Below are 23,031 nucleotides of genomic sequence, written 5' to 3'. Positions count from 1 at the left end.
ACGGCCACGCAAAGAACGCCTCTGACCCTATTCGCGCGTGACAGCACGTTCGGACCCCAGCGCCGCAGCAATCTGCGTGACGGCGGGCACTTGCAACATCCCGGTGTGGTTCCCTGCTACCGAAATCAGGGATTTCGAACCTTGCAGGAGGTTTCCCCAGCCGAACAGCTTGTCCAATCCCCACCCCGCCGGGTCATGGCGGGCGCGCACGATCGTGGTGCGTCCCGCATAGGGGGGCGCTGCGTAGTCACGACTCAATCGCATCATGTAATTCTGCATCAACGCATCGTGCCGTTCTTCGTCGCTATGCGCTTCGTGCCGCTCGCGCGCCCACGTTTCCGCGTCGGGGACCAGGCCGAATATGCGCGCGATCTTGGCCAGTGTCGGCCGGCGTTCCAGATATTGGCGCCATGGCCGCCGTCCCTTGAGCAGATTTTTGGTCTCGCTCCCGACCGTTTGCAGGCGGAACGAATAATCGGCGATCTTAGCTGCGACAGGTGGCAGACGGCGCACGTAATATGGCTCCCACGACTGCAGCATCACGAGATGCGACACGTCGCGGCCACGCGCATTGAGCTGCTGGGCGACTTCATACGCCAAAACGCCGCCGACGCACCAGCCGATCAGGGTACACGGACCCTCAGGGTGCAAATGCTCGATCAGATCGACATATTCGGTGGCGAGCGCCTGGAAATTCGTCGGCAATGCCTCCTGTTTGCGCGACGGATCAATGACTTGCAGCGCAACCATCGGCTGCTCCTCGTCGATCGCTCGCGCCAGATTCTCGAAATAACCGGTATTGTGCACGACAATGATCGGCGGCTTCTTGCCGAGCGGCGAGAAGGTGACGATGCGGCGGAAATCGAGCGGACGCTCGGCGCCGATATCGAGCCAATGGGCAAGAACGCGCAATGTCGGCGCCTTGAACAGCATAGTGAGCGGGATTCTTCGGCCGAATTCGTCGGCGATTCTCGCCAGCAGCCGGGCCGCCAATAACGAATGGCCGCCGAGCCGGAAGAAGTTCGATTCCGGCGTGACTCCGCGCGTGTTGAGGACGGCCTCCCACAGCGGAATGAGCCGCTGCTCGGTCGGCGAGACCGGCCCTTCCTGCTCGCGCGGCACCGCCGCCACGGGCGCCGGCGCGGCGCTTGCGAGCGCCTTGCGGTCGATCTTGCCGTTGGGCGTGCGCGGCAAGGCTGCGGTCGTGAAGATGTTGGACGGAACCATGTAGGGCGGCAAACGATTGGCGAGCGCAGTGTGCAGAAAATCCAAGTCGAGCGGCTTGGCGTCCTTGGGCACGACGAGCGCCATCAGGGAATGGTCGCCCTCCGCGTTTTTCTGCACGAAAGCAGCGGCTTCGGCGATCGCCGGCAAGCGCTGCAGCGCCGCCTCTACCTCGCCAAGTTCGATCCGGAAGCCGCGCACCTTCACCTGATTGTCGGCGCGATGCAAATATTCGAAATTGCCGTGCACGTTCATGCGCACAAGGTCGCCGGTCCGGTACAGCCGCGCGCCCGCAACGTCACGGAACTTGTCGGGGACGAAGCGCTCTTGCGTGAGTTGCGGCAGATTGTGATAGCCGGCGGCAACGCCGTCGCCGCCAATGTACAATTCACCGATCGCGCCCGGCGGCGAAAGCTCGCCGCGGCCATCGAGGACATAGAACTGCGTATTCGCGATCGGCCGGCCGATCGAAATGCCCTTATCGCTCGATTGCACCTGATGGATTGACGACCAGATTGTCGTTTCGGTCGGGCCATACATGTTCCACAATTCGCCGCCGCAAAGCAGCAGCTTTTCTGCGAGCGCCGCTGGCATCGCCTCGCCGCCGCAAAGCATCTTGAGCTCCGGATCGCCGCGCCATCCGGCCAGCAGCAGCAATTGCCAAGTGGAGGGCGTCGCCTGTAGGCAGGACGCACGATGCTGCTGCATGAGACGCCACAATGCCCGGCCGTCAACGACATCGTCCTCGCGGGCGATCACCAGTTTGGCACCGGTCATGAGCGGCAGGAAAATTTCAAGCGCCGCAATGTCGAAGCTCACCGTCGTGACCGAGACCAGCGTATCGCGCGCCGTCAATCCGGGCGACTGCCGCATGGCGCACAACAGGTTGGTGAGCGCACGATGCTGGATCCGCACGCCTTTCGGCAGGCCGGTCGATCCCGACGTATAGATGACATAGGCGAGCGATTCGGGCGTCGGGCCGGAACCGGGTTCGGCCCGCCCCGAGACCGAAGCTTGCGTCAGCTTGTCAGTCAGAACCAGCGGCACCGGCACATCGATCCGGGACACGAGTTTCGAATGGGTGACCATCGCCATCAAGCCGGCATCGCGGACGACATGATCGAGCCGCTCATGTCCGAGCACCGGATCGAGCGGCACATAGGCGTTGCCGCTCTTCAAAACTGCCAGCAGTGCAACAACAAGATCACACGAGCGTTCGAGAAAGACGCCGATCTGCCCCTGTTTTCCGCCCGTCTGCGCCCGTAGCACGCCGGCGAGCAAAGTGGACCGCTCGTCCAGGCGCTGGAAGGTCATGTGCTCGTCGCCGCACACGATCGCGGTCGCATCGGGCGTTTTCTTCGTCTGCGCCGCGATCAAGTCGACAATCGTCAAATCGGCCGGATAGGCCATCTCCGTGTGGTTGTTTTCCACGACGAGCCGCGCGCGGTCGAGGCCGCTGATCACCGGAATGGTGGCGATGGGCCGCCCCGCGTCGCGGACGATTTCGCGTAAAATAATGTGGAAGCGGTCGAGCAATCCTGCGATCGTCGCCGGGGCGAACAGATCGGTATTGTATTCGCACGACAGTCGCCAGCCCTCATCGCGCTCCACCATGAAGAAATTCAAGTCGTAGAGCGCCCCGGCCGACATCGAGGGAATGCAATGGAAGGAGATGTCATCGAAGCGATGCACGCCGATGAACGCCTTCTGGAAAATGAAATTGACCGAGAACAGCGGGTTGCGACTGAGATCTCGTTCCGCGCCGGCAATTTCAAACAGGCGTTCAATCGGCAGGTTGCGGTATTCGAGTGCGTCGAACACCGTGTCGCGCACACGGTCGAGCAATTCGGTGAAGGAAGGATCGCCCGCAAGATCGCAGCGAATGACGATCGTGTTGATGAAAAGGCCGACAATATTCTCGACCTCCACATCGTCGCGACCTAGGATCTGCGTACCGACGGTAATGTCGTCTTCGCCGCTTTGTCGCTGCAGCAGCAGGGCCAGCGCGGCCAGAGACGTCATGAATAAGGTCGCGTCATGCCGGTGGCCCAAGTCAGTCAGCGCGTTGGTCAAGTCTTTGGCGAGCATCACCGACTGAATATGGCCGTTTACCGCCGGCGTCTTCGGCCGCGGAAAATCGGTCGGCAGTTCGAAGCGGCTGAAACGCGCGAGCTTCTCGCGCCAATAATCCGCTTCCGCTTCGAGCGGGTCGCTCAGCAACCATTCGCGCTGTTGCAGTGTGAACTCGCCATAGTCGAGTTCAAGCGGTGGCAAAATTGGCATCTTGCCCTTTTGCAGACCGGCGCACAGCTCGGCCATCTCATTCGACAGAATACCGATAGCCCAACCGTCGCAGACAATATGATGGACCGTGAGTAGCACCACCGATGACGCTGGGCCCAGCATCACCAGCGTCACTCGAATGAGCGGCGCAGACGATAGGCTGAACGGCGTCACCGCTTCGACCTTGCCGATTTGATCGAGCTTGATCTTGGCGTCCGCCGCGCTCAGGCCACTCAAATCGACGACCGGAATCTTCAAGCGCGCAAAATCGGTGACAATTTGCTGTGGCTCGCCATTGACCGCCTCAAAACAGGTCCGCAACGAGGCGTGCCGGGCGAGGAGAACCTCCCATGCCGCAGCAAGCTCTTCGCGCCGGAGAACACCGTCGACTTGCACGCGCACGGCGACGTTCAGCGCCGGGTTGCCCGGATCGAGCTGTTCCAGAAACCAGAATCGCTCCTGCCCCATCGAGCAAGGGTAGCGCTCTGAGGATTGACCCCAGTCACGGATCACCTGGAACTCCCCCACTTTCGATAACAATTCCATGCGACCACCATGCAAGCGGTATGATGTTCAACCGATAATTGTGCAGACACGGCATACCAGCGTTAGTATAGTTTTAAACGTAGATAGATAGTGTGTGAATTGCTTCACAAGAAACCGAACAATTCGCAGAGTCAAATTAGCGCGCCAGCGGTTTTAAAAACATCCTGTCCTTTTGGACTAAGTGTGAGGAAGGTGTTGAGCGATCAGGCCGACAAGCAATTAGATCTTGGGATATTGTTTCCGCCGCAGGTGGAAGTCGCGGTGCGGCGCGGTGCCGCCGCGGGCGAGCTTTATCCCGAAGAAGCTGCGTTGTGCGGGCGCTTTGCGCCAAAGCGCTTGCGCGAATTTGCCATGGGACGACTTGCTGCCCGGCAGGTTCTGGCACGGATGGGAATCGAACATTTTCCTCTTCTGAAGCGGCCTGACGAAACCGCGCTCTGGCCCGAAGGGATCACCGGAAGCATCACGCATACGGACGGAATCTGTCTCGTCGCAGCAGCGCGCGCGCCAATCGCGGCGCTCGGCATAGATGCGGAGATTGTCAGCCATGTCACGGCGGAACTCTGGCAGCAGATTTTCACACAGCGCGAGGCTGCACTTCTGCATCGCCTATCGGCTCGCCAACGTCAGCGTCACGCGGCAGCCATTTTCAGTGCCAAGGAAGCGTTTTACAAATGTCAGTACGTTCTCACCGGCGAATGGCTGGAATTCGAGGACATTGAAGTGGCCGTGACGGAGGAGAATGAGGCGTTCCTTCGTTTTGCCGTCCGGCCGCAGCGCACCCTCACGCTGCAGCAGCATTTTGCGCCGCTATGGCATGGCCGCGCGGCCTTTCCGGCCGAGGATCTGGTCGTCACCGGCGTCGTTCTCTCACGCACACTGTGATGCGATTACCGAGAATGTTCGAAAAGCGCGCGTACTGGAGCATTTTCCGTTCTTTCAGAATCGGAAAATGCTCTCGGTCTTTGCTTTGTCGCATTTTCTTAATCGAAAAGTCGAACAACTTTTCTGGAAAATGCTCTAAGCGCGCTTTTCGCCGTCGCCGAGATGCTCGGCAAGCGCCGCGATGGTGCGGTGCTGAATGAGCTCGCGCGCCGTCAAGCGAATCCCGAGCTTGCGCGCCCGTGCCGTGATTTTGAAAAGATGGATCGAATCGGCCCCGAGGTCGAACAGATCCTGATCGATGCCAATCTTCGGCAGTTGCAACACGTCTGCCCAGATGCCCGCAAGAGCGGTTTGGGTGGGCGTTACGGGGGCGGCGAAGGTTGCGGCGGCAGGCGCCGGGACCGCCAAGTCGGGCGCAGGCAATTGCCCGCGGTCGAGCTTGCCGTTCGGCAGCAAGGGCAAGCGCGCGAGCCGCACCCAAACTTGCGGGATCATATAATCGGGCAAGGTCTTGCGTGCCGCGGCCTCCAGCGACACGGTGGGCACGGTCACGCCGGATTGCTCGACGTAATAGCACACCAGCCGCGCCTGGCCGGCCTCATCGCGATGCACCTGCACGACGGCGGCATCCAGGCCCCCATGATGCAGCAAGGTGGACTCGATCTCGCCCGGCTCGATCCGGAACCCGCGCAACTTGATCTGCGCATCGATGCGGCCGAGAATTTGCATCTCGCCATTGGGGAGCCAGCGGGCGACGTCGCCGGTGCGATAGAGACGGCCGGGGCCGAACGGATTGGCGATGAATTTTTCCGCCGTCAGCTCCGGCCGGTTAACATAGCCGCGCGCGACGCCGTCACCGCCGATGTGCAATTGCCCGACCGCGCCGGGAGCAACCGGCTGGTCGTGTTTGTCGAGCACATAGAAGCTTGTGTTGGTAATGGGACGGCCCACGCTGATCGGCGCATCGGCATCGGTGATGCGGGCGCAGGATGACCAGATCGTGGTTTCGGTCGGGCCATACATGTTCCACAATTCGCCCTGCCCCGCGAGCAGGCGGCGAGCGAGATCGGGATTGAGCGCTTCGCCTCCGCACAGCATTTTGAAGCCTTGCGGCGCGGTGAACCCGCTTTCCAGCATGACCTGCCACAGCGAAGGCGTCGCCTGCATCATCGTCGCGCCAACCTCGGTCACGCGCTGCGGCAAGTGGACGCCATCCGCAAGATCCTCGTTTGTCGCAACGACCAGCGTGCCGCCAACCATCATTGGCAGGAACAATTCGAGTCCCGCAATGTCGAACGAGATCGTCGTGACCGCGAACAGAACGTCTTCAGCGCCGCAACCAGGCTCACGCGCCATGGAGCTCAGCAGATTGACTAAGGCACGGTGGCTGATTTCGACGCCCTTCGGCGTACCCGTCGAGCCCGACGTGTAGATGACATAGGCGAGATCTTCGGCCGTAACCGCGACCTGAGCGAGCGCGCCGCTCACAGGCATCTGCGCCATATCGATCACGATCATGTCGTCGGCATTGAACGAACTGCCCAAGGTTCCATTGACGATCAGGCCGCGCGCCGACGCATCGCCGACGATCTGACGCAGACGTTCCGCGGGATATTTCGGATCGAGCGGAATATAGGCGCAGCCGGCCTTCATGACGCCGAGAAGCGCGACCACGAGATCGACCGAGCGCTCCATCAGCACGCACACGAGATGCTTTGGCGCAACGCCATTTGCCTGCAGCGCCGCGGCAAGCGCATCCGAGCGCCGGCCGAGCTCGCCGTAAGTCATCCGCGTGCCGCCGCAGACGATCGCAACTTTGTTCGGATGCTCGGCCGCTCTGGCGCTGATCAGAGCCGGAAGACAGGTCTCCTTCGGATAGTTCTGCGCCGTATCGTTCAGGCTGCCCAGAAGCGCCGCGCGTTCCGCATCCGGCAGATAATTCGCCTGCACGACCGGGCACCGGGCGTCGGCGGCAATCGCCAGGAGCAGATGCTCATACCAATCCAGCCAGCGCGCGATCGTCTGCCGATCAAAGAGATCGGTGTTGTAATCGCAATCGAGCCGCAGGCCTGCGGGCGATTCGATGATGTTCAGGAACATATCATGCGTGACGAAGGCTTTCGCGTTCGGCGTGATGTCGAGCGCGAGATCCGGCGTCTGCAACGGTTCGGCGAGCCGCTCCAGATTGAATTGCAGATCGGTCAGCGGCAGGCGGTTGGCTTCGCGCGCCGGTGCAAGTTTGCGCACCAACGTGCCGAGCGTGTAATCCTGGTGCTCGTAGGCGTCGAGCACGCGTTGGCGCGTCGCCTTCAGCAGATCGGCAAGCGACGTGTCTGCGCTCCAGGTGCTGCGGACGGGCAGAAAATTCACGCAATGTCCGACGAGCGTTTCGTCTTTCAGCAAAGATTGTCCGGCGGTCGGAATACCGACAACCACATCCTTAGAGCTTGCGAGCCGGCCCATCAGCGCCTGGAATCCGGCGAGCAGCGTGGCGAACAACGTGCAGCCATTGCGCGCGCCCGCCTTCTTGATGGTCTGATAGTTCTCGGCGCCGATCATGCGGCTATAGGTGGCGCCGCTAAAGGTACGGCGCGGTCCGCGCGGACGGTCGGTCGGCAGATCAAGCGGTGCAGCGGGTGTTGCAAATTGCTGGAGCCAATAGGCTTCCTGTGACGCAAGGGCCGCGGCCGGCCGCTCGTGCTGGCGATGCGCGAATGTGCTGAAGGCGAGTGGTGCCGGCAGGCCATGCGCCCGCTGAGCGCGGTGCGCGGCATAGATCGTACCGAGCTCCTGCAGGATTACATTGACCGACCAGCCGTCGCACACGATGTGGTGCGCGGTCAGCACCAAAGCATGATCGTCCGGCGCGAGCGTGACGAGATGCGCGCGAATCGGCATGTCGCTGACGAGATCGAAGGGCGTGCGCGCTTCCTGGTCGGTAAGTGCGGCAAGCGCCCGTTCGTCGCCCTGCAGCGTCGCAACATTCAAGCGCGCCTGCGCGTTCACATGCGCCATTTCGCCGCCCGCATCGAATTGCAAGCGCAAGGCATCGTGCCGCTGCACGATCTCCTGCAGCGCCTGGGTCAGCATCGCCGTATCCAGCGCGCCGCGCAGCCGCAGCGTCACCGATTCGTTGAAGGCGCAGGACGCTTCATCACCCATTTGCGCCGACAGCCAGATTTCCGATTGCGGTTCGGTAAGCGGCACGTCGAGCGATTGTTGCGCCGCCGGCGCCAGAATGCCGACACTTTGCAATTCGTCGAGACTCTCGGCAAAAGCCGTGGCGATGGCCTCATAATCGGCATCCGAATGCGCCGTCGTCAGGAAGCAAGGGAATCCTTCCTGGATATAGATGCCGCGCAGCCGCAGGTGATAATAGAGCAGGCTTGCGAGCCGGTCCTCATGCGCGAGCGAGAAATAGAACAAGCTGCCGCAGGTCTCGATCCGGGCCGCGATGCCGCGCCGTTCGAAATCAGCATTAAGGCGCGCGACCAAAGCGACCGTGCGCGTGGTGAGCGCTTGCTGCAATTCGGGCCCTTCAGCTTTCAAATGCCGCAGCACCGCGCAGACAGCCGCCATCACCAGCGGATGGCGAACGAATGTCCCGGCGAAGAACGTGGGCGCGACTTCCGGATAAGAGTCGTCGCCATAGCGCCACATGCCGCCGTCGAGCGCGTCCATGAAGCGCTTTTTGCCGGTGAGAATGCCGACCGGCATGCCACCGCCGACCACCTTGCCATAGGTCGCCATATCGGCGGAAATGCCGAACACGGCCTGCATTCCGGCCGGATGCATGCGGAACCCGGTCACGACTTCGTCGAAGATGAGCGCGCTGCCCGAACCGGTCGTGATCTCGCGCAATGCCTGTAAGAACCCCTTGGGCTGCAGCCCCGGATGCCGACTCTGCACTGGCTCGACAATCACCGCCGCAAGCTCCTGCGCATTGGCGCGGATCCATTCGAGGCTTTCCGGCGTGCCATAGGGCAGCACCGTGACATTGCTGACCGATTCGCGCGGAATGCCGGGCGCCGCCGGCAACCCATTGGCCGAATTCCGGCCCGCCTTCACCAGCACTTCATCGAACTGGCCGTGATAGGCGCCGCCGAACGAGACGACTCGGTTGCGTCCGGTGACGGTCCGGGCAAGGCGCAGAGCCGCCATCACCGCTTCTGACCCAGTGTTGCAGAATGTCACGCGCTCGCAGCCCGTGAGCTCGCTCATCAGGGTCGCCGCTTCGCCCGCGAGTGGCGTTTGCGGGCCGATGGCAAAGCCGCGCTGGAGTTGCGCTGCAACCGCATCGACGACCGTCTCGAGCCGATGGCCGAAGGCCGTCTGGCCATAGCCATTGACGAGATCGATATACTCGTTGCCGTCGACGTCGACGATATGCGCGCCCTGCGCCTTGTCGCTGACGATCGGATAGACCATTTCCTTCCACTCGGCGCGGAAGCCGGCGGCGGCGCGCGGATCGGCGAGCACCGCGCGATAATCCTGGGTCATCTTCTTCGATGTCGGCGTACGCGCGACGGTGCGCGCGATCAGAGCATCGATATGCGCGCGCTGCGCGACCGTGGTATCGCCCTTGGCCGTATTTGCACCGGCGCGATAGACCTGGAATCGCGACGGCGCTTCTGCAACAGGCGGCGGCGGCAAAGTCGCCGCCGGCGCCGGTGCCGACGCGACAACGGCCTTGGCTTCCGGCTGCATAGTCTGCGCGGACCGTAGCGCATCCAGTTGCTGCTGCATCAATTGCTGCATGGTGCGCAACTGCTCTTGCATCAAGCGCTCGATCATCGAACCGGAGGCGGGCGCGGCTTGCGCAGCGATCGGCGCGACAGGCATTTGCAATGCAGGTGCGACAACAGGCTGTGGCGCGGCCTCGGCCGGCAATTGCTGCGCGGCATAATCCGTGAGCGCGGCGATCGAGGGCAAATCGCTGAGCAATTGCCGGAACGAGACATCGACACCAAGACGCGTCTGCATCTGCTGCACGAATTGGCCGAGCAGCAGCGAATCAAACCCGAGTTCCAGGAAGCTGCTGTGCGGATCCGCCTCGGCGATACTCTCGCCCGAAAGCTCTTCCAGCAACGCTACGATCTTCGCCTGCAGCGCCGTGGCGCGGCCATCGGCCGGCATGGCGGCGGCTTGGGGTGATGTCAACATACGTTCCTCCAAATTCACAGGCGCTGGTGCCGGGCCGGCTTGTGGTGTCGGCGCATCGATCCAATGACGCGCGCGTTCAAACGGGTAAGTCGGCAAGGACACGCGCCGACGCTGCGCCGGCCCGTGCACGGCCTGCCAATCCGGCTGCACGCCGGCGCACCACAATTGTCCGAGCGCATCCAGCATGGTTGCCAGCGCATCGCCATCCTGCTCCGCGGTGGGCAGCGAACCGGCGATGGCGATATTGGCGTGTTTCGCGGCAATGGTCCTTGCGAAGGTCGTGAGCGCCATACCGGGACCGGCCTCCAGCAGCACCGCCGCGCCGCCCTTGAGCAATGTCTCGAGACCGGCGGCGAAACGCACCGCTTCGCGGCTGTGCCGCCCCCAATACTCTGCCGAAGTCGCTTCCGCGGCTGTGATCCAATCGCCGGTCACGCAGGACACATAGGGAAGGGTCGGCGCGCGCAAGCTGATGCTCCGCGCGAGTTTGCTGAGTGGCGCGACCGTCGGCTCGACCATCGCCGAATGAAACGCGTGTGACGTATGCAACCGGCGATACCCTGTGCCACGCGCATCGAGCTGCTTTTCCAAAGCCTCGATCGCATCGAAGGGGCCTGCAGCGACACAAAAAGCCGGTCCGTTGATGGCGGCCAGACTGACATCAGGCGGGAGCAGCGGTGTCAGATCCGCTTCGCTCAAGCGTACGGCGAGCATCGCTCCGGGCGGCAAGTCCTGCATCAATTGGCCGCGCGCGGCGACCAGATTGAGCGCATCCTCGAGGCTCATCACATCGGCAAGACACGCGGCGACGAATTCGCCGACGCTGTGGCCGATCATCGCCGCCGGACGGATACCCCACGCGAGCCACACCTGCGCCAGCGCATATTCCACCGCGAAAATGGCCGGCTGCGCCAACCGCGTCTGGGTGAGCATATGCTGCTCTGCCGCAGCGCTTTCAGGATACAGCAGCGCGCGCAGATCTTCCTTCAAAATCGGTTGCAGGATCGCCGCACAGCGGTCGATCGCATCGCGGAACGCCCGGACATGGGTATAGAGCGCGCGGCCCATGCCGATATATTGCGAGCCTTGGCCGGGGAACATGAACACGACCGGCGGCGGCTCGCTTGCCGCGGCGCGCGCTTGCGCGAGCGGTGCGCGCAATTTCGCCATCGCTTCTTCGGCCGTCGCGGCGTTCAAGGCGCAGCGATAAGGAAAGGCTCGGCGACCGGCCTGCAACGTATGTGCCATGTCGGCGAGATTTTCGCCCGGCGTATTGCCCAAATGTCGAGCGAGCTGGGCGCGCGCGGCATTCAGCGCCGCTTCGCTGCGCGCGGACAGCACAAGCACTTGCCGCGGCAAGGCGGCGGGCTCGCTCGGCGTCTGCGGTGTGCCTGCGACGACGACATGCACATTCGTGCCGCCGACGCCAAAGGCGCTGACGCCAGCGACGCGGTCTTCCTCTGCTTCATGCCAATCCACGGGTTGCGCGGCAACATAGAACGGGCTCCGATCGAGCGCGATGGCGGGGTTCGGCGCCTTGAAATGCAGGGTCGGCGGAATCTTGCCGTGGCGGATCGACAGAGCCGTCTTGATCAGACCGGTCACGCCCGCCGCAATATCGAGATGGCCGACATTGCCCTTGACCGATCCGAGCGCGCAATATTGTCCGCGCTGCGCATCGGTCTCACCAAAAGCCTTGAGAAGACCGGAAAATTCGATCGGATCGCCGAGCGGCGTCGCCGTGCCGTGGCATTCAACATAGCGAATAGCATGTGGGTCGACATCCGCCATTGCATGCGCGGCGACGATCGCCTCCGCCTGCCCGTCGACGCTCGGCGCGGTATAGCCGACTTTGCCGGCGCCGTCGTTGGTCACGCCGAAGCCGCGGATCACCGCATAAATATGATCGCCGCTTGCCAAAGCATCGTCCAGGCGTTTCAGCAGCACCACGCCGCAACCGGCGCCAAACACCGTCCCGTTGGCACCCGCATCGAAGGGACGGCAGCGCCCGTCCGGCGACACCATGCCGCCGTCCTGGTAAAGAAAGCCGCGCTTTTGCGGGAAGGAGATCGAGACGCCGCCGGCGAGCATCATGTCGGCCTGGTACAGCATCAGGCTTTGACAGGCCTGCGCCACAGCGAGAAGTGACGTCGAGCAAGCCGATTGCACGGTCATCGCCGGACCGCGCAGATTCAATTTGTAAGCGACACGCGTCGCAACAAAATCCTGGCCGTTGCCGATCAGTGCCGGATAGCTCCCGACCTGATAATCGGAGGTGAACTGCTCCGACGCCTTGCGATCGCGCAGGACATGATGCAGGAAATACGTGTTGATGCTGCAGCCAGCCGTCACGCCGATCGCTTCGCGCACCTGCGCCGGATCATAGCCGCCATCCTCCAGCGCCTGCCAGCAGCATTCCAAGAAGACGCGCTGCTGCGGATCGGTGATGTCGGCTTCCCGCGCCTGCATGCCGAAGAAGCCCGCATCGAACATGTCGACGCCATCGAGAATCGGGCGTGCCTTGACGAAGTTTTTGTGCGCACGGATTTCAGGCGCGAAAGAATCCTCCATCTCGTCGTCGCGAAAATGGCGAATGCTCTCGACGCCATCGCAAAGATTGCGCCAGAAGGCGTCGGTATCCTGCGCGCCGGGAAACCGTCCAGCCAACCCGATGATTGCGATGCCGCCGCCATTGTCGCTCATGATACGCCCCTCATTCGCGCTGCGCGCATACGTGCCGCTGCCTCCTGCCCTCGCCGCGCCCGCACGGCGGCATCTTCTCGCACCACCGGCCCGGCGCTGTTCAGCGCGGTCAGGTGGCGCGTCAGCGCCGCTACATTGGAGTGGGCGAAAAGATCGGTGAGTTGCACCGATACGCCGGGCAGGCGCGCGATCTCGGCATGCGCCGCCATGACCTGCAGCGAGGTCGCGCCGAGATCGAAGAAATTGTCATCGCGGTCGATATGATCGCGCGCCAGAATGCGGCGCCAGACGCGTGTGATGTCCTGTTCGAGCGCGTTTCCCGGCGCCGCTGCGAGACGGATGGGCTGCGACGCCGCCGCACGCGGATCCGGCAAATGCTTGCGGTCGACTTTGCCGTTTGCCGTCAGCGGCAATGCGTCGAGCACCGTGATATGGCTCGGCACCATATAGGTCGGCAAGTGCCGCTGCAGCGCGGCGCGAATTTGCGCCACGCCATCCGCTTGCGGATTGAGGAGCGTGACATAGGCGGCGATGCTTTTCGCGCCGCTCCCGTCCTGCAGCACGATCGCGACGCCGTCGCGCACATTGGCCGTGTTTTGCAGGGCGGCTTCAATCGCATCGAGTTCGATTCGCTTGCCGTTGATTTTCACTTGCCGATCAATCCGTCCGGCAAATTCGATGACGCCGTCGGCCCGCCGCCGCGCAAGATCGCCGGTGAGGTAGAGGCGCTCGCCCGGCATGTGCGGCGGAGAAACGAACTTTTCCGCCGTGAGGTCCGGCCGATTGAGATAGCCCAAGGCGACACCGGCGCCGCCCGTGCACAATTGACCGAGTTCGCCGTCAGGGACCGGCTGCAATTGATCGTCGAGAATATGGACGCTCGTGCCGTTGATCGGCGTGCCGATCGGCACCGGGCCGCCGACATAATCGGCAGGAATCGTATAGCAGCAGGTGAAGGTCGTGTTTTCCGTCGGGCCATAGCCATTGATCAGGCGGCATCCCGGCAGTTGCCGCAGCGCGCGCTGCACATGGCTCGGCGACAGGACATCGCCGCCCGCGAGCAATTGCCTGAGTGGTTTCAGCGCGTCCAGCCGCTGGTCGATCATCACGTGAAACAGCCCGGCCGTGAGCCACAGGGTCGTCACGCGGTGCTCCGCGATGACATCGGCAATGTCATCGAGGCTCGGGTTGTCGCCCGGCACGAAAACGAGCCGGCCGCCGTTCAGCAGCGCACCCCAGATTTCAAGGGTCGAGGCATCAAAGGCGAGCGGTGCGAATTGCAGAATCGTCTCGTTCGGGCCGAGGTCGGCATAATCACAGCCGATCACGAGGCGAATGATGCCCCGGTGCGGAACGACTACACCTTTCGGCTGACCCGTGGAACCGGAGGTGTACATGATGTAAGCGGCGGCGTCCGCATGACCTGGCGAAGGAGAAGGATCGGCGCGATCGTCTGCACCCTCGCGCAGCAGATCGTTGTAGGAAATCGTACCGGACACGATCTGCGCAGAGCCTTCGGCGGCGACGATGAGGCGCGGCGCGCAATCGGCAATGATCGCGCGGATCTGTTCGGCAGGAAGGGCTTTGTCGAGCGGCACGTAAACAGCGCCGCAAAGCAGCGCGGCGAGCATGCTGACGACGGCTTCCGGCGCGCGCTCCATGATGAGCAACACACGGTCGCCTGGCCGCACACCGCGCCTACGCATCGCTGCGGCAAGAGACCGGCTGACGCTGTCAAGCTCGCGATACGAGAGAACATCGCGACCGCTGATCAGTGCCGGTGCATCAGGTGCCACATCGGTTGCATGAGAAAACAGGGACGCGATCGTGTGTCCCATATCACATGGCGCCGCGACGCAGAAAGACGGCAGGAATGGTCTTCAGCAAAACCACGATGTCGCCGAAGAAAGACCAGGTCCGAACATATTGCACGTCCATCCGCACGCGCTCGACATAAGTCGCGTCGCTGCGCCCGCTCACCTGCCATAGGCCCGTGATACCAGGCTTCATCGCATGATATTCGTCAATGGACGCGCCGTAACGCGAAATTTCGGCGTCGACGATCGGGCGTGGTCCCACCAAGCTCATGTCGCCGCGCAGCACGTTGATCAATTGCGGCAACTCATCGAGACTCGTACGCCGCAGAATGCGCCCGGCTTTGGTCACGCGCGGATCGTGACGCAACTTCTGTGCTTCGCGCCACTCCTTTGCAAGCCCTTCGTCGCTGCTCAACAAGCGCTGGAGGCGCACCTCGGCGTCGACAGCCATCGAGCGGAATTTCAAGCATTTGAATTTGCGGCCGCCAAGGCCAATGCGCTCATGCGCGAACAACGCCGGCCCCTCGCTGTCGAGACAAACCCAAATGGCGATCGCGACGAGGGCAGGAGCGAAGAAAATCAAGAGCAGCGAACTCGCAAGGACATCGACGCAACGCTTCAGGAACAAACCAAATGCATTGTCCGACCGGAAGCGCACGGCCACATGGTCGTGCTCGGACATACTGAAATCCGTGCAATGGCCAGTCGAGCGCGCGAAGAGGCGTCGCGTTGCCGACGTCGTAACTGCCCGCGAACCATAAGCCGCAGCGGGAAGCCGATCACCGTCGAGCTGTATTTTGCCGTTCACACTCATCTCAGACCCCAGCGCAATTCAATAAAAAACCGATCAGTCCCCCTAGACCCGTACTAACCTCGGCGCCCCAAGCGTCGCAAGCTACCCTTGTGGCTTAGGTTAGTAGGCGGAACCTTTTTGGTTGTTGCGAACCAATTCAGGGCACGGCCAACATTTTTTCTTGGCATATCGAAAGCCGCGCCGATTTTACTCGCGCAAGATCGGCATGAACATGCAATTACTGGCGCGCAACGATATCTTGCGCGCCGCATGTTTGGCTCGCGTATTCGATCGCGGTTCGGCCGCATCGGAAAAACGATGCTGCAGGCACTTGCAACGAAGAGACATCCATGACGGACGCCGCTCCAACTCATCGATGCGGTTGCATGCTCTCAGCGACGCGCAAACGCACATATTCAATGCGTCATGCACGGAATTTAAGCACGCGCAATTCGGTTGGCTAAAACGCCTGCGAACGGCATGCGTTTAGATCAAACCTGATAAACGGACCATGCAACCCAAGTATTCGAATTTGACGCTACGCAAGCTTACCTGTCTTGACGCGACAAAAAGGGAGATCACGACGATTCAGCGATCGGCGAACGTCATTGAGGGATGCACCCGACCGGACATGAATCATTCGAAGCTAAACCAGCTTTACGTAGGCAACAGATTCCGTAGAAACACCTCAGTAAAATATATGCTGAAACGTGACACAACGACCAAGCTGAAGGATAACTCCAACTATTCGATCTGTCTCGCAATAATGTGCCGTGATTAAGGCAATATCGTAAATAAATATTTTGTGTCTATAGTGTGCGAATACTGTTTGTCACACAAAGTAAAATCGGCTTCCGTGTCAACCCTTTATCCTACAAGGTATGGTTTGTCCGCGCGGGGACGAGACGTTTGCACATGCCATAAGCGGCCCCGCCGATCGGCTCCCTTGCGGCCATATCGGAAAAAAGGCGTAGGCTCACCGTTATGACCTTTCGAATCACCGCGCCGGGCAACGCCTTGACTATCGCGCGTCGCCGAAGCAATAGACGGTGGTCGCGCTCCGAACGGCGTCACGCCACCGCAGATGTGCGACGCTCGACAATGGCCAGCGCGGCGCGAAAGGCGTTTTCGACATCTAGCGCGCTCGTGTCGAGGATGGCAGCATCTTCGGCCGCTTTCAGCGGGGCCGCGCCGCGTTCCGAATCGCGGGCGTCGCGCTTGCGGATATCTTGCAGGATCGACGCGTAATCCACCTTTTGGCTGCGGCCCGCGAGTTCGATGGCGCGGCGGTTGGCGCGGGTTTCGGGACTTGCCGTCACGAAGATCTTCACCTCGGCATCGGGGCAGATCACCGTCCCGATATCGCGTCCATCGAGCACGGCGCCGCCATCGCGGGCGGCAAAGCGCCTCTGCACATCGACGAGCGCCGCCCGCACCTCGGGAAAAGCGGCGACCACGGAGGCGGCTTCGCCCATTTCGCGGGTGCGCAGGCGCGCCTCGTCAAAATCGATCAGGGCCAGGCCGCGCGCCGCCTCGACCGCCGCAACCGGATCGTCCACGCGCTTGCCGGCATCGAGCAGCGCGAGCGCCGTTGCCCGGTATAACAGCCCGGTGTCAAGATGCGGCAAGTGGTAATGCGCCGCCAAGCGCCGCGCGAGCGTGCCCTTGCCCGATGCTGCCGGTCCGTCAATCGCGATAATCATGCCGCCTCAAATTCTGTGCCGAACGTGCTCATCAGTATGTGGAAATCGGGAAAATTCGTGGCAATCGTTCCGCTATCCGCCACTGTTACCGGCTCCCGGGCGCCGAGACCGAGCACCAGAAGGCTCATGGCGGCGCGCGGATCGAGGGGCGCGCTGATGCAGGCGCCGCCGGACACCCGGCCGTCGCTCTCGATGATGAGATCGCTCCCCTCGACCCGGTGGGGGACGCCGGCCTGGGCCAGCCCGGCTACCATCTGCACCAGGACGGGCGATGCCGAGTCGCTGCGTTCGGCCGCGCCGCACAAGCGCATTTGCCCTTGGGCAAAGGCCGCGGCAGTCGCCAAGAGCGGATAACCGTCGCCGATCGCTCGGGAGCGGGCGGCGGGCACCTCAATGCCGCGCAGCACGGAATGGCGCACGCGAAGATCGGCCACATCCTCGCCATTTGCCTGCCGGGGCTTCAAAATGTCGATCTGGGCGCCCATGTCGCACAAAGTCATCAGCAGGCCGATCCGCAGGGGATTAAGGCTCACGTCCTCGATCACGATATCAGACCCCGGCACAATCAAGGCCGCAACCACCGCATATGCCGCAGCCGACGGGTCGCCGGGCACGTGAACCGGCGTGCCGCGCAAATCGGGCCGGCCGCGCAAGGTCACTTTGCGGCCCTCTTGGCCATAAGGTTTGCTCAAGACCTCTGCGCCGAAATGGCGCAACATGGTCTCAGTATGGTCGGCTGTGGCCCAGGCTTCCCGCACCGTGACTGCGCCCGGCGAATTGAGACCCGCGAGCAAGATGGCCGATTTGAGCGCTGCGCATGGGCGGGAGACCAGATAATCGATCGGCGCCGGTTCAGGCGTGCCGCGCAAAAAGACCAGGCAACGCTCCGGTTCGGCCTGGACGTTTGCTTCCGCTCCCATCCGCACCAGCCCGTCGAGGAGGCTGCGGAGCCGCGGCGCGGCGGCGCCGGTAAATGTCGCCTCAAACCCGTGGCCGGCGGCAATGCCCATAATCAGCTGGCCACCGATACCGCCAACCTCAAGCGGCGCGACCGGCGCGAGCAGTGATCCGATGCCGCAGCCCCATATGCTCCAGTCGCCAGGCCCATGCCGCAATGCACGCGCGCCGAAGGCTCGGATCGCCGCGACGGTGCCCAGCACGTCAGCGCTCTCCGCCAATCCCTCGATCCGGCTCTCCCCCGTGGCCAGCAGGCCGAGGATGAGGGCGCGATGCGAAATCGATTGGTCCCGCGGCGCACGCCCGCACCCACGCAACGGCCCGCGGACGCGCGCGGCCATCGGGCGCTGGACGGTGGGAGAAATGGACATTGCGGCCAAAACCTGCGATTCTCGTGCGTGAGCGGCGTTCTGGGCGGGCTCCTAGCACGCGGCTGCGGTTTCTGTCATCCGCGCCAAAACCGCAGAGACAAAAACTTCTATTTGACAGTCGGCGCGGAGCCGAATAACCCGACGCCTCAAAACATTTTGGGGGCCCTTGGCCCTCCCCCGCACAGGATCTCGCGACGTGGCAAAACCCGAACTTGGCATGAAGCACCAGTGCCAGAATTGTGGCACAAAATTCTTTGATCTCAACCGCACTCCCATCGTCTGCCCGAAGTGCGGAACGGTGTTTCAGGCGGTCCCTCTGCCCCGCTCGCCGCAGCGGCAGACGACAGCGGCAGACGATGACGATACGCCGGCCAATCCAGCCAATGTCGAACTCGTGTCGATGGAGGAGGCCGACAAGGACGCCGAGAAGGTCACGCTGGTTGAAGACGACGAACTCGAGATCGAGGACGATGGCGCCGACGACACATTCCTCGAGGAAGAGGAAGAGGATAGCGACGATGTGTCCGATCTGATCGACGGCGACATTGACGATGAGGAAGAAGCGTAAATAATAGAAAATAAGTGCTTGTATCGCCGCCAAGGTGCGGCTATACACGCGGCCGCAACGGTTCGGCGGCCCAACGCCGGACCTGTTTCGCTCAGAAAGTGAGCGGACGAACGAGATGGGGCCATAGCTCAGTTGGGAGAGCGCTTCAATGGCATTGAAGAGGTCGTCGGTTCGATTCCGATTGGCTCCACCAAATCAAATCATTGATATTATTGATTTTTGCTTTCGCGCGGGGCGACGGTGTACGCCGCGTGCCATTGGCGCGCCGCGGCCGCTGGCTATGGCACGTGCAACGCACTGGACCGCGACCGTCCCGGTCGCATGTGGCCGCAATACAGAAGATTGCATCGCGACCGGAACGGTCGCGGTCCTTTACGTCTCTCGGACATCGCAACTGTGCTTCGATCTAAAGTCAGCACGCTCTAATTTTTCGCACGTTGCAGCCCTCCACCACTCATTCCGGATATTTCCAGAGTGACGGCCAGGCCCCCGGTGTCGGCGATTGACGCGGTGACGCGGCCGCCGTGCCGCTCGACGGCCTGCTTGGTGATGGCGAGGCCGAGACCATATCCGCCGCGGACGACGGCATCCTCGCCGCGCGAAAACGGCTGGAAAATTCGCTCGAGCTCGGACGCCGGCACCCCAGGCCCTTCATCCGTGACCACGATGCGCAACGTGTCGTCCTTTACCCGCGTGCGAACCGAGACCTGTGAGCCGTCGGATGTGTATTTGACGGCATTGCGGATGACGTTTTCCAACGCCCGATAGATCAGCTCGCCGTTCACCTCGGCGACGAATGTCTGCACACCTTGCTGCGAAACATGGATCTTGCGCGCTTGTGCTTCGAAGGCCGCGTCGGCGACGATGTCGTTCAAAAGATCGATCACATCGAGCGTTTGTACCTCCAGTCCGGCGTTCGACCGATCCGTCAGCCGAGCGAGCGTCAGGATCTCGCCGATCAAGCCGTCTATCCGTTCGACTTCGCGAACCATGCGGTCCATCATAACGTCGAGCTTTGCGGGGTTCTGGTGCAGCACGCCGATCGCGGCCTGAAGGCGCGACAGGGGCGAGCGAAGCTCATGCGACACGTCGTGAAAAAGCCGCTGCTGCGATTTCTGAAACTCCTCCAAACGAGCGGCGCTGGCGTCGAAATCGTGAGCGAGCGCCGCGACCTCGTCTCTTCGGCCCTGCATTTTGTCGCCGATACGGATATCGAAGCGACCGGCGGCCAATGCGCTCAGGCCAATGCGAAGTTGCGCGACCGGCCGAATGAGGTAGCGCGCTACCCAATAGGCGGCGACCGCAGCGGCCAACAATGCCGACAGCCAGGGGACGAGCCTTGGCCAAGCTTCGGATACGAAACCGAATTCTTGCCGATGAAGGATAACGCGATAACAGTCGCCGCCGCTTTCGACCTCCCGCTGGTTCACGTCCGTTGTGAGGACGCAGCCACCGACGGGCGCGACCTGAGCAATCGTGAGGCTGATCGGCGTGGGCGGCTTGGCGGCTTCGGACGCGAATGCAACGGCGGCATCCTTTCCATGATGCGCCAGAAGCTGCGCCGCGACATTGAGTGCGAAGGCCTGGCGTTCGCGTTCGATCACGTGGGTCAGCGGCGCGATCTGGAAGAGGGCGCTCACAGCGAACAGCACCCCGATCGAGGCCACCATGGTGAGCCAGATGATCGTGAAAAACTTCCAGAACAGGCGCCGCATTATCGATCTCGCAAAAGCTGATAGCCTTGCCCCCGCACCGATTGTATCCAGGATTGCCCGTCGTCCCGTGCTCCGAGCTTGTGGCGGACACTGCTGATGTGAACGTCGATGCGGCGGTCGAACGGCGTCAAGGTTCTGCCGAAAGCACACTTGGAAATCTCCTGCTTCGATACGAGCTGGCCGACGTTGCGGGCCAGCACTTCGAGCAGACTGAACTCGGTCCCGGTCAGTTCGAGCGGTTTGCCGCGCCACTCGGCGATCCGGCTTGCGGGATGCATGACGAGATTGCCGGCCCGCAGCTCTTCCGGTGCGGGCGCTGCACGGCCCGATCGGCGCAGGATGGCGCGCAGCCGCGCCACGAGCTCGCCGGGCGAGCAGGGCTTTGGCACATAATCGTCGGCGCCGAGGTTGAGCCCGGCAATCCGATCGGCATCATCGCCCTTGGCCGTGAGCATCAAGACAGGCACAGTGCTCGTGCGCCGGATGCGCTGCAGCAGTTCGATGCCGTTCATGCGCGGCATCATGATATCGAGCACGACGATATCGACGGCGTGCGACGTCGCCAATCCGATCGCCGTGCGCCCGTCATGCGCGGTCGACACGTCGAAGCCCTCCTCAACGAGATATTCCTTGAGGAGCGTGGTGAGTTCCACATCATCGTCGACAAGAAGAACCTTTTCCATACTGAACGCCCATCATCCGTGCCACGAAGACATACAGAACGAAGGCAGGTCAGGCACGAGATTTTACCTATCTTAACGCACCTTTGACCGCACTTTACGTTCGATCCGCTAATTCCAACGCGTGTTCAGGAGATCGTAAAGGGCGGTGATGAGGCCGGCTGGTCGCTATATTGTTCGCTGCGGCGTTGTCGCTCTTGGTTTGATGCTTTCGGGTTGCGCCAGCTTCTCCGAGTTGCAGTCGGCCGACGCGAAGATTGCGACTGCCTGGCACGCGGCGCTGCCACATGACGGCCACGTGTCCAACCTCGAATCCTGGTGGTCGACGTTCAACGATCCGTCGCTGACTGCTCTCATCGGCCATGCGGAGGCTGAGAACCCTAGCCTCGATTCATCGATCGCCGATATCGAAAAGGCCCGCGCGACGTTAGCTTCTGCACGTGCGAGCCTGTTTCCGAGCCTCAGCGGCTCGGGCTCCGTCTCTGGGTCCGGCACCAGCGGCGATACGGTCAACCGTATTGAGGCGGGGACGACATCGAGCGGCGGCCTCGACGCCTCCTGGGAGATCGACCTGTTCGGCAAGAACCGGCAAAAGAGCGAAGCGGCCCGCCAGCGGATCGGCGAAGAGGTGGCCGATTGGCACGATGCACGCGTCTCCCTCGCCGCCGAAGTCGCCGATGACTATGTGCAGTACCGCGCCTGCCGCCAGATCGAGAACGCCTATAGCGTCGAACTTGCCTCGCAACGGGACACGATTCGCGCGACGGAAACGGCTGCCTCTTCCGGCCTGACCTCCACCTCCGATCTCGCCTTGGCACGGGCAAGCGCGGCCTCCTCCTCCTCCACACTGACGGAGCAGCGTGCCGAATGCGAGGTGCTGGTCAAGTCGCTCGCCGAACTCACCGGCGGCGACGAGATACGCGTCAGGCAGCTTCTCGCCAAGGGCAAGAACGACATCCCGACACCGAAGAATTTGCGCATTGCGGCAGTGCCCGCGGCAGCGTTGCGGCAGCGTCCGGACATCGGCGCCCTCGAACAGGAGGTTGCGGCAACCGTGGCCGATGTCGGCGCGGCAAAGGCCGATCTCTATCCAAGCTTGAGCCTCTCGGGATCGCTCACGGTCAGCGGTTCCACTGCGACCGGAGCATCCTTGCCTTGGTCCTTCGGTCCGTCCTTGACGATTCCCCTGCTCGATGGCGGATCGCGCAGTGCCGCAGTCGAAAGTGCGATCGCCGACTACAACAAGGCGGTCGCCAAATATAAGTCCGGCGTGCTGAGCGCGATCTCCGACATCGAGACCGATCTTGTGCGGGTGGACAGCACCCGCAAGCGCATCGGCGACGCCGCCACGGCGGCCAGCAATTACCGAACCTATTTCAACTCGATCGATACCAATTGGAAAGCCGGCGGCGCGAGCCTGCTCGACCGCGAAGAGGCGCGGCGCTCGGCGCAGTCAGCGGAAATCACGCTCATCGAAGTCCGACGCGATGCCGTGCGCTACTGGATCGCGCTTTACAAAGCTCTCGGCGGAGGCTGGGACCTTAAGCCGTCCGCACCGGCACCGGAAAAGACAAAAGCTCAAGGGACTCTTCTCTAATGCGGCTCAAGCTTCTTCTCATTGCC

General features: G+C 62.3%; 11 protein-coding genes and 1 tRNA gene. 4 read left to right on the top strand and 8 right to left on the bottom strand.

Features of this window, described 5'->3' with window-relative positions; all coding sequences use genetic code 11:
- Nucleotides 1-27: 27 nt before the first annotated feature.
- Nucleotides 28-4,053 (bottom strand): non-ribosomal peptide synthetase, encoded by a 4,026-nt coding sequence (locus tag V9T28_RS00600; RefSeq protein WP_116402667.1) that lies wholly within the window; start codon nt 4,051-4,053, stop codon nt 28-30.
- A gap of 195 nt (nt 4,054-4,248) precedes the next feature.
- Here V9T28_RS00600 and V9T28_RS00595 point away from each other — a divergent pair, with 195 nt between their 5' ends.
- A complete protein-coding gene (locus V9T28_RS00595; RefSeq protein ID WP_116402668.1) occupies nt 4,249-4,938 on the top strand; it encodes a 4'-phosphopantetheinyl transferase family protein in 690 nt (229 codons plus the stop codon).
- 135 nt (nt 4,939-5,073) lie between these two features.
- On the opposite strand, the gene V9T28_RS00590 is transcribed toward V9T28_RS00595, so the two are convergent.
- The 5 genes from V9T28_RS00590 to V9T28_RS00570 form a co-directional block, all read right to left on the bottom strand.
- Nucleotides 5,074-12,804: a non-ribosomal peptide synthetase/type I polyketide synthase gene (locus V9T28_RS00590; RefSeq protein WP_116402669.1), complete on the bottom strand. Its 7,731-nt coding sequence runs from the start codon at nt 12,802-12,804 to the stop codon at nt 5,074-5,076.
- Nucleotides 12,801-14,642 (bottom strand): non-ribosomal peptide synthetase, encoded by a 1,842-nt coding sequence (locus V9T28_RS00585; RefSeq protein WP_116402670.1) that lies wholly within the window; start codon nt 14,640-14,642, stop codon nt 12,801-12,803. The genes V9T28_RS00590 and V9T28_RS00585 overlap by 4 nt, the downstream gene beginning before the upstream one ends.
- Before the next feature lies 1 nt (nt 14,643).
- Nucleotides 14,644-15,303, bottom strand: coding sequence for a sugar transferase (locus V9T28_RS00580; RefSeq protein ID WP_158554904.1), 660 nt, complete (start codon nt 15,301-15,303; stop codon nt 14,644-14,646).
- Nucleotides 15,304-16,484: 1,181 nt separating this feature from the next.
- Entirely contained in the window at nt 16,485-17,117 is a 633-nt protein-coding gene (gene cmk, locus V9T28_RS00575; protein WP_116402672.1) for a (d)CMP kinase, read from the bottom strand.
- Nucleotides 17,114-18,445, bottom strand: a complete 1,332-nt coding sequence (locus V9T28_RS00570; protein ID WP_116402673.1) for a 3-phosphoshikimate 1-carboxyvinyltransferase — start codon at nt 18,443-18,445, stop codon at nt 17,114-17,116. Before V9T28_RS00570 ends, cmk begins: the two co-directional genes overlap by 4 nt.
- A 196-nt stretch (nt 18,446-18,641) precedes the next feature.
- Here V9T28_RS00570 and V9T28_RS00565 point away from each other — a divergent pair, with 196 nt between their 5' ends.
- Both V9T28_RS00565 and V9T28_RS00560 read left to right on the top strand, forming a co-directional pair.
- Complete coding sequence (locus tag V9T28_RS00565) at nt 18,642-19,013, top strand: TIGR02300 family protein (RefSeq protein WP_116402674.1); 372 nt, start codon at nt 18,642-18,644, stop codon at nt 19,011-19,013.
- Between the two features lie 117 nt (nt 19,014-19,130).
- Nucleotides 19,131-19,206, top strand: a tRNA-Ala gene (locus tag V9T28_RS00560).
- A gap of 229 nt (nt 19,207-19,435) precedes the next feature.
- On the opposite strand, the gene V9T28_RS00555 is transcribed toward V9T28_RS00560, so the two are convergent.
- Together V9T28_RS00555 and V9T28_RS00550 are read right to left on the bottom strand one after the other, a co-directional pair.
- The gene (locus V9T28_RS00555; RefSeq protein ID WP_116402675.1) at nt 19,436-20,728 is read right to left on the bottom strand and encodes a sensor histidine kinase; all 1,293 of its coding nucleotides are present in this window, start codon (nt 20,726-20,728) and stop codon (nt 19,436-19,438) included.
- Complete coding sequence (locus V9T28_RS00550) at nt 20,728-21,411, bottom strand: response regulator transcription factor (protein ID WP_116402676.1); 684 nt, start codon at nt 21,409-21,411, stop codon at nt 20,728-20,730. The genes V9T28_RS00555 and V9T28_RS00550 overlap by 1 nt, the downstream gene beginning before the upstream one ends.
- Before the next feature lie 148 nt (nt 21,412-21,559).
- Between V9T28_RS00550 and V9T28_RS00545 the strand changes: the two genes are divergently transcribed.
- Nucleotides 21,560-23,005, top strand: a complete 1,446-nt coding sequence (locus V9T28_RS00545) for an efflux transporter outer membrane subunit (RefSeq protein ID WP_116402677.1) — start codon at nt 21,560-21,562, stop codon at nt 23,003-23,005.
- The last annotated feature ends 26 nt before the right edge of the window (nt 23,006-23,031 follow it).

Source organism: Methylovirgula sp. 4M-Z18, assembly GCF_037890675.1.
Taxonomy (GTDB): Bacteria; Pseudomonadota; Alphaproteobacteria; order Rhizobiales; family Beijerinckiaceae; genus 4M-Z18.
The sequence above is the reverse complement of the archived record's forward strand: the minus strand, read 5'-3'. Positions and strand labels throughout refer to the sequence as shown.

What these genes read in the sequence shown, in the direction of transcription:
- V9T28_RS00550 (WP_116402676.1), bottom strand. Translation starts at nt 21,411, where the DNA reads ATGGAAAAGGTTCTTCTTGTCGACGATGATGTGGAACTCACCACGCTC.
- V9T28_RS00600 (WP_116402667.1), bottom strand. Translation starts at nt 4,053, where the DNA reads ATGGAATTGTTATCGAAAGTGGGGGAGTTCCAGGTGATCCGTGACTGG.
- cmk (WP_116402672.1), bottom strand. Translation starts at nt 17,117, where the DNA reads ATGATTATCGCGATTGACGGACCGGCAGCATCGGGCAAGGGCACGCTC.
- V9T28_RS00580 (WP_158554904.1), bottom strand. Translation starts at nt 15,303, where the DNA reads ATGTCCGAGCACGACCATGTGGCCGTGCGCTTCCGGTCGGACAATGCA.
- V9T28_RS00555 (WP_116402675.1), bottom strand. Translation starts at nt 20,728, where the DNA reads ATGCGGCGCCTGTTCTGGAAGTTTTTCACGATCATCTGGCTCACCATG.
- V9T28_RS00570 (WP_116402673.1), bottom strand. Translation starts at nt 18,445, where the DNA reads ATGTCCATTTCTCCCACCGTCCAGCGCCCGATGGCCGCGCGCGTCCGC.
- V9T28_RS00590 (WP_116402669.1), bottom strand. Translation starts at nt 12,804, where the DNA reads ATGAGCGACAATGGCGGCGGCATCGCAATCATCGGGTTGGCTGGACGG.
- V9T28_RS00545 (WP_116402677.1), top strand. Translation starts at nt 21,560, where the DNA reads ATGAGGCCGGCTGGTCGCTATATTGTTCGCTGCGGCGTTGTCGCTCTT.
- V9T28_RS00585 (WP_116402670.1), bottom strand. Translation starts at nt 14,642, where the DNA reads ATGGGACACACGATCGCGTCCCTGTTTTCTCATGCAACCGATGTGGCA.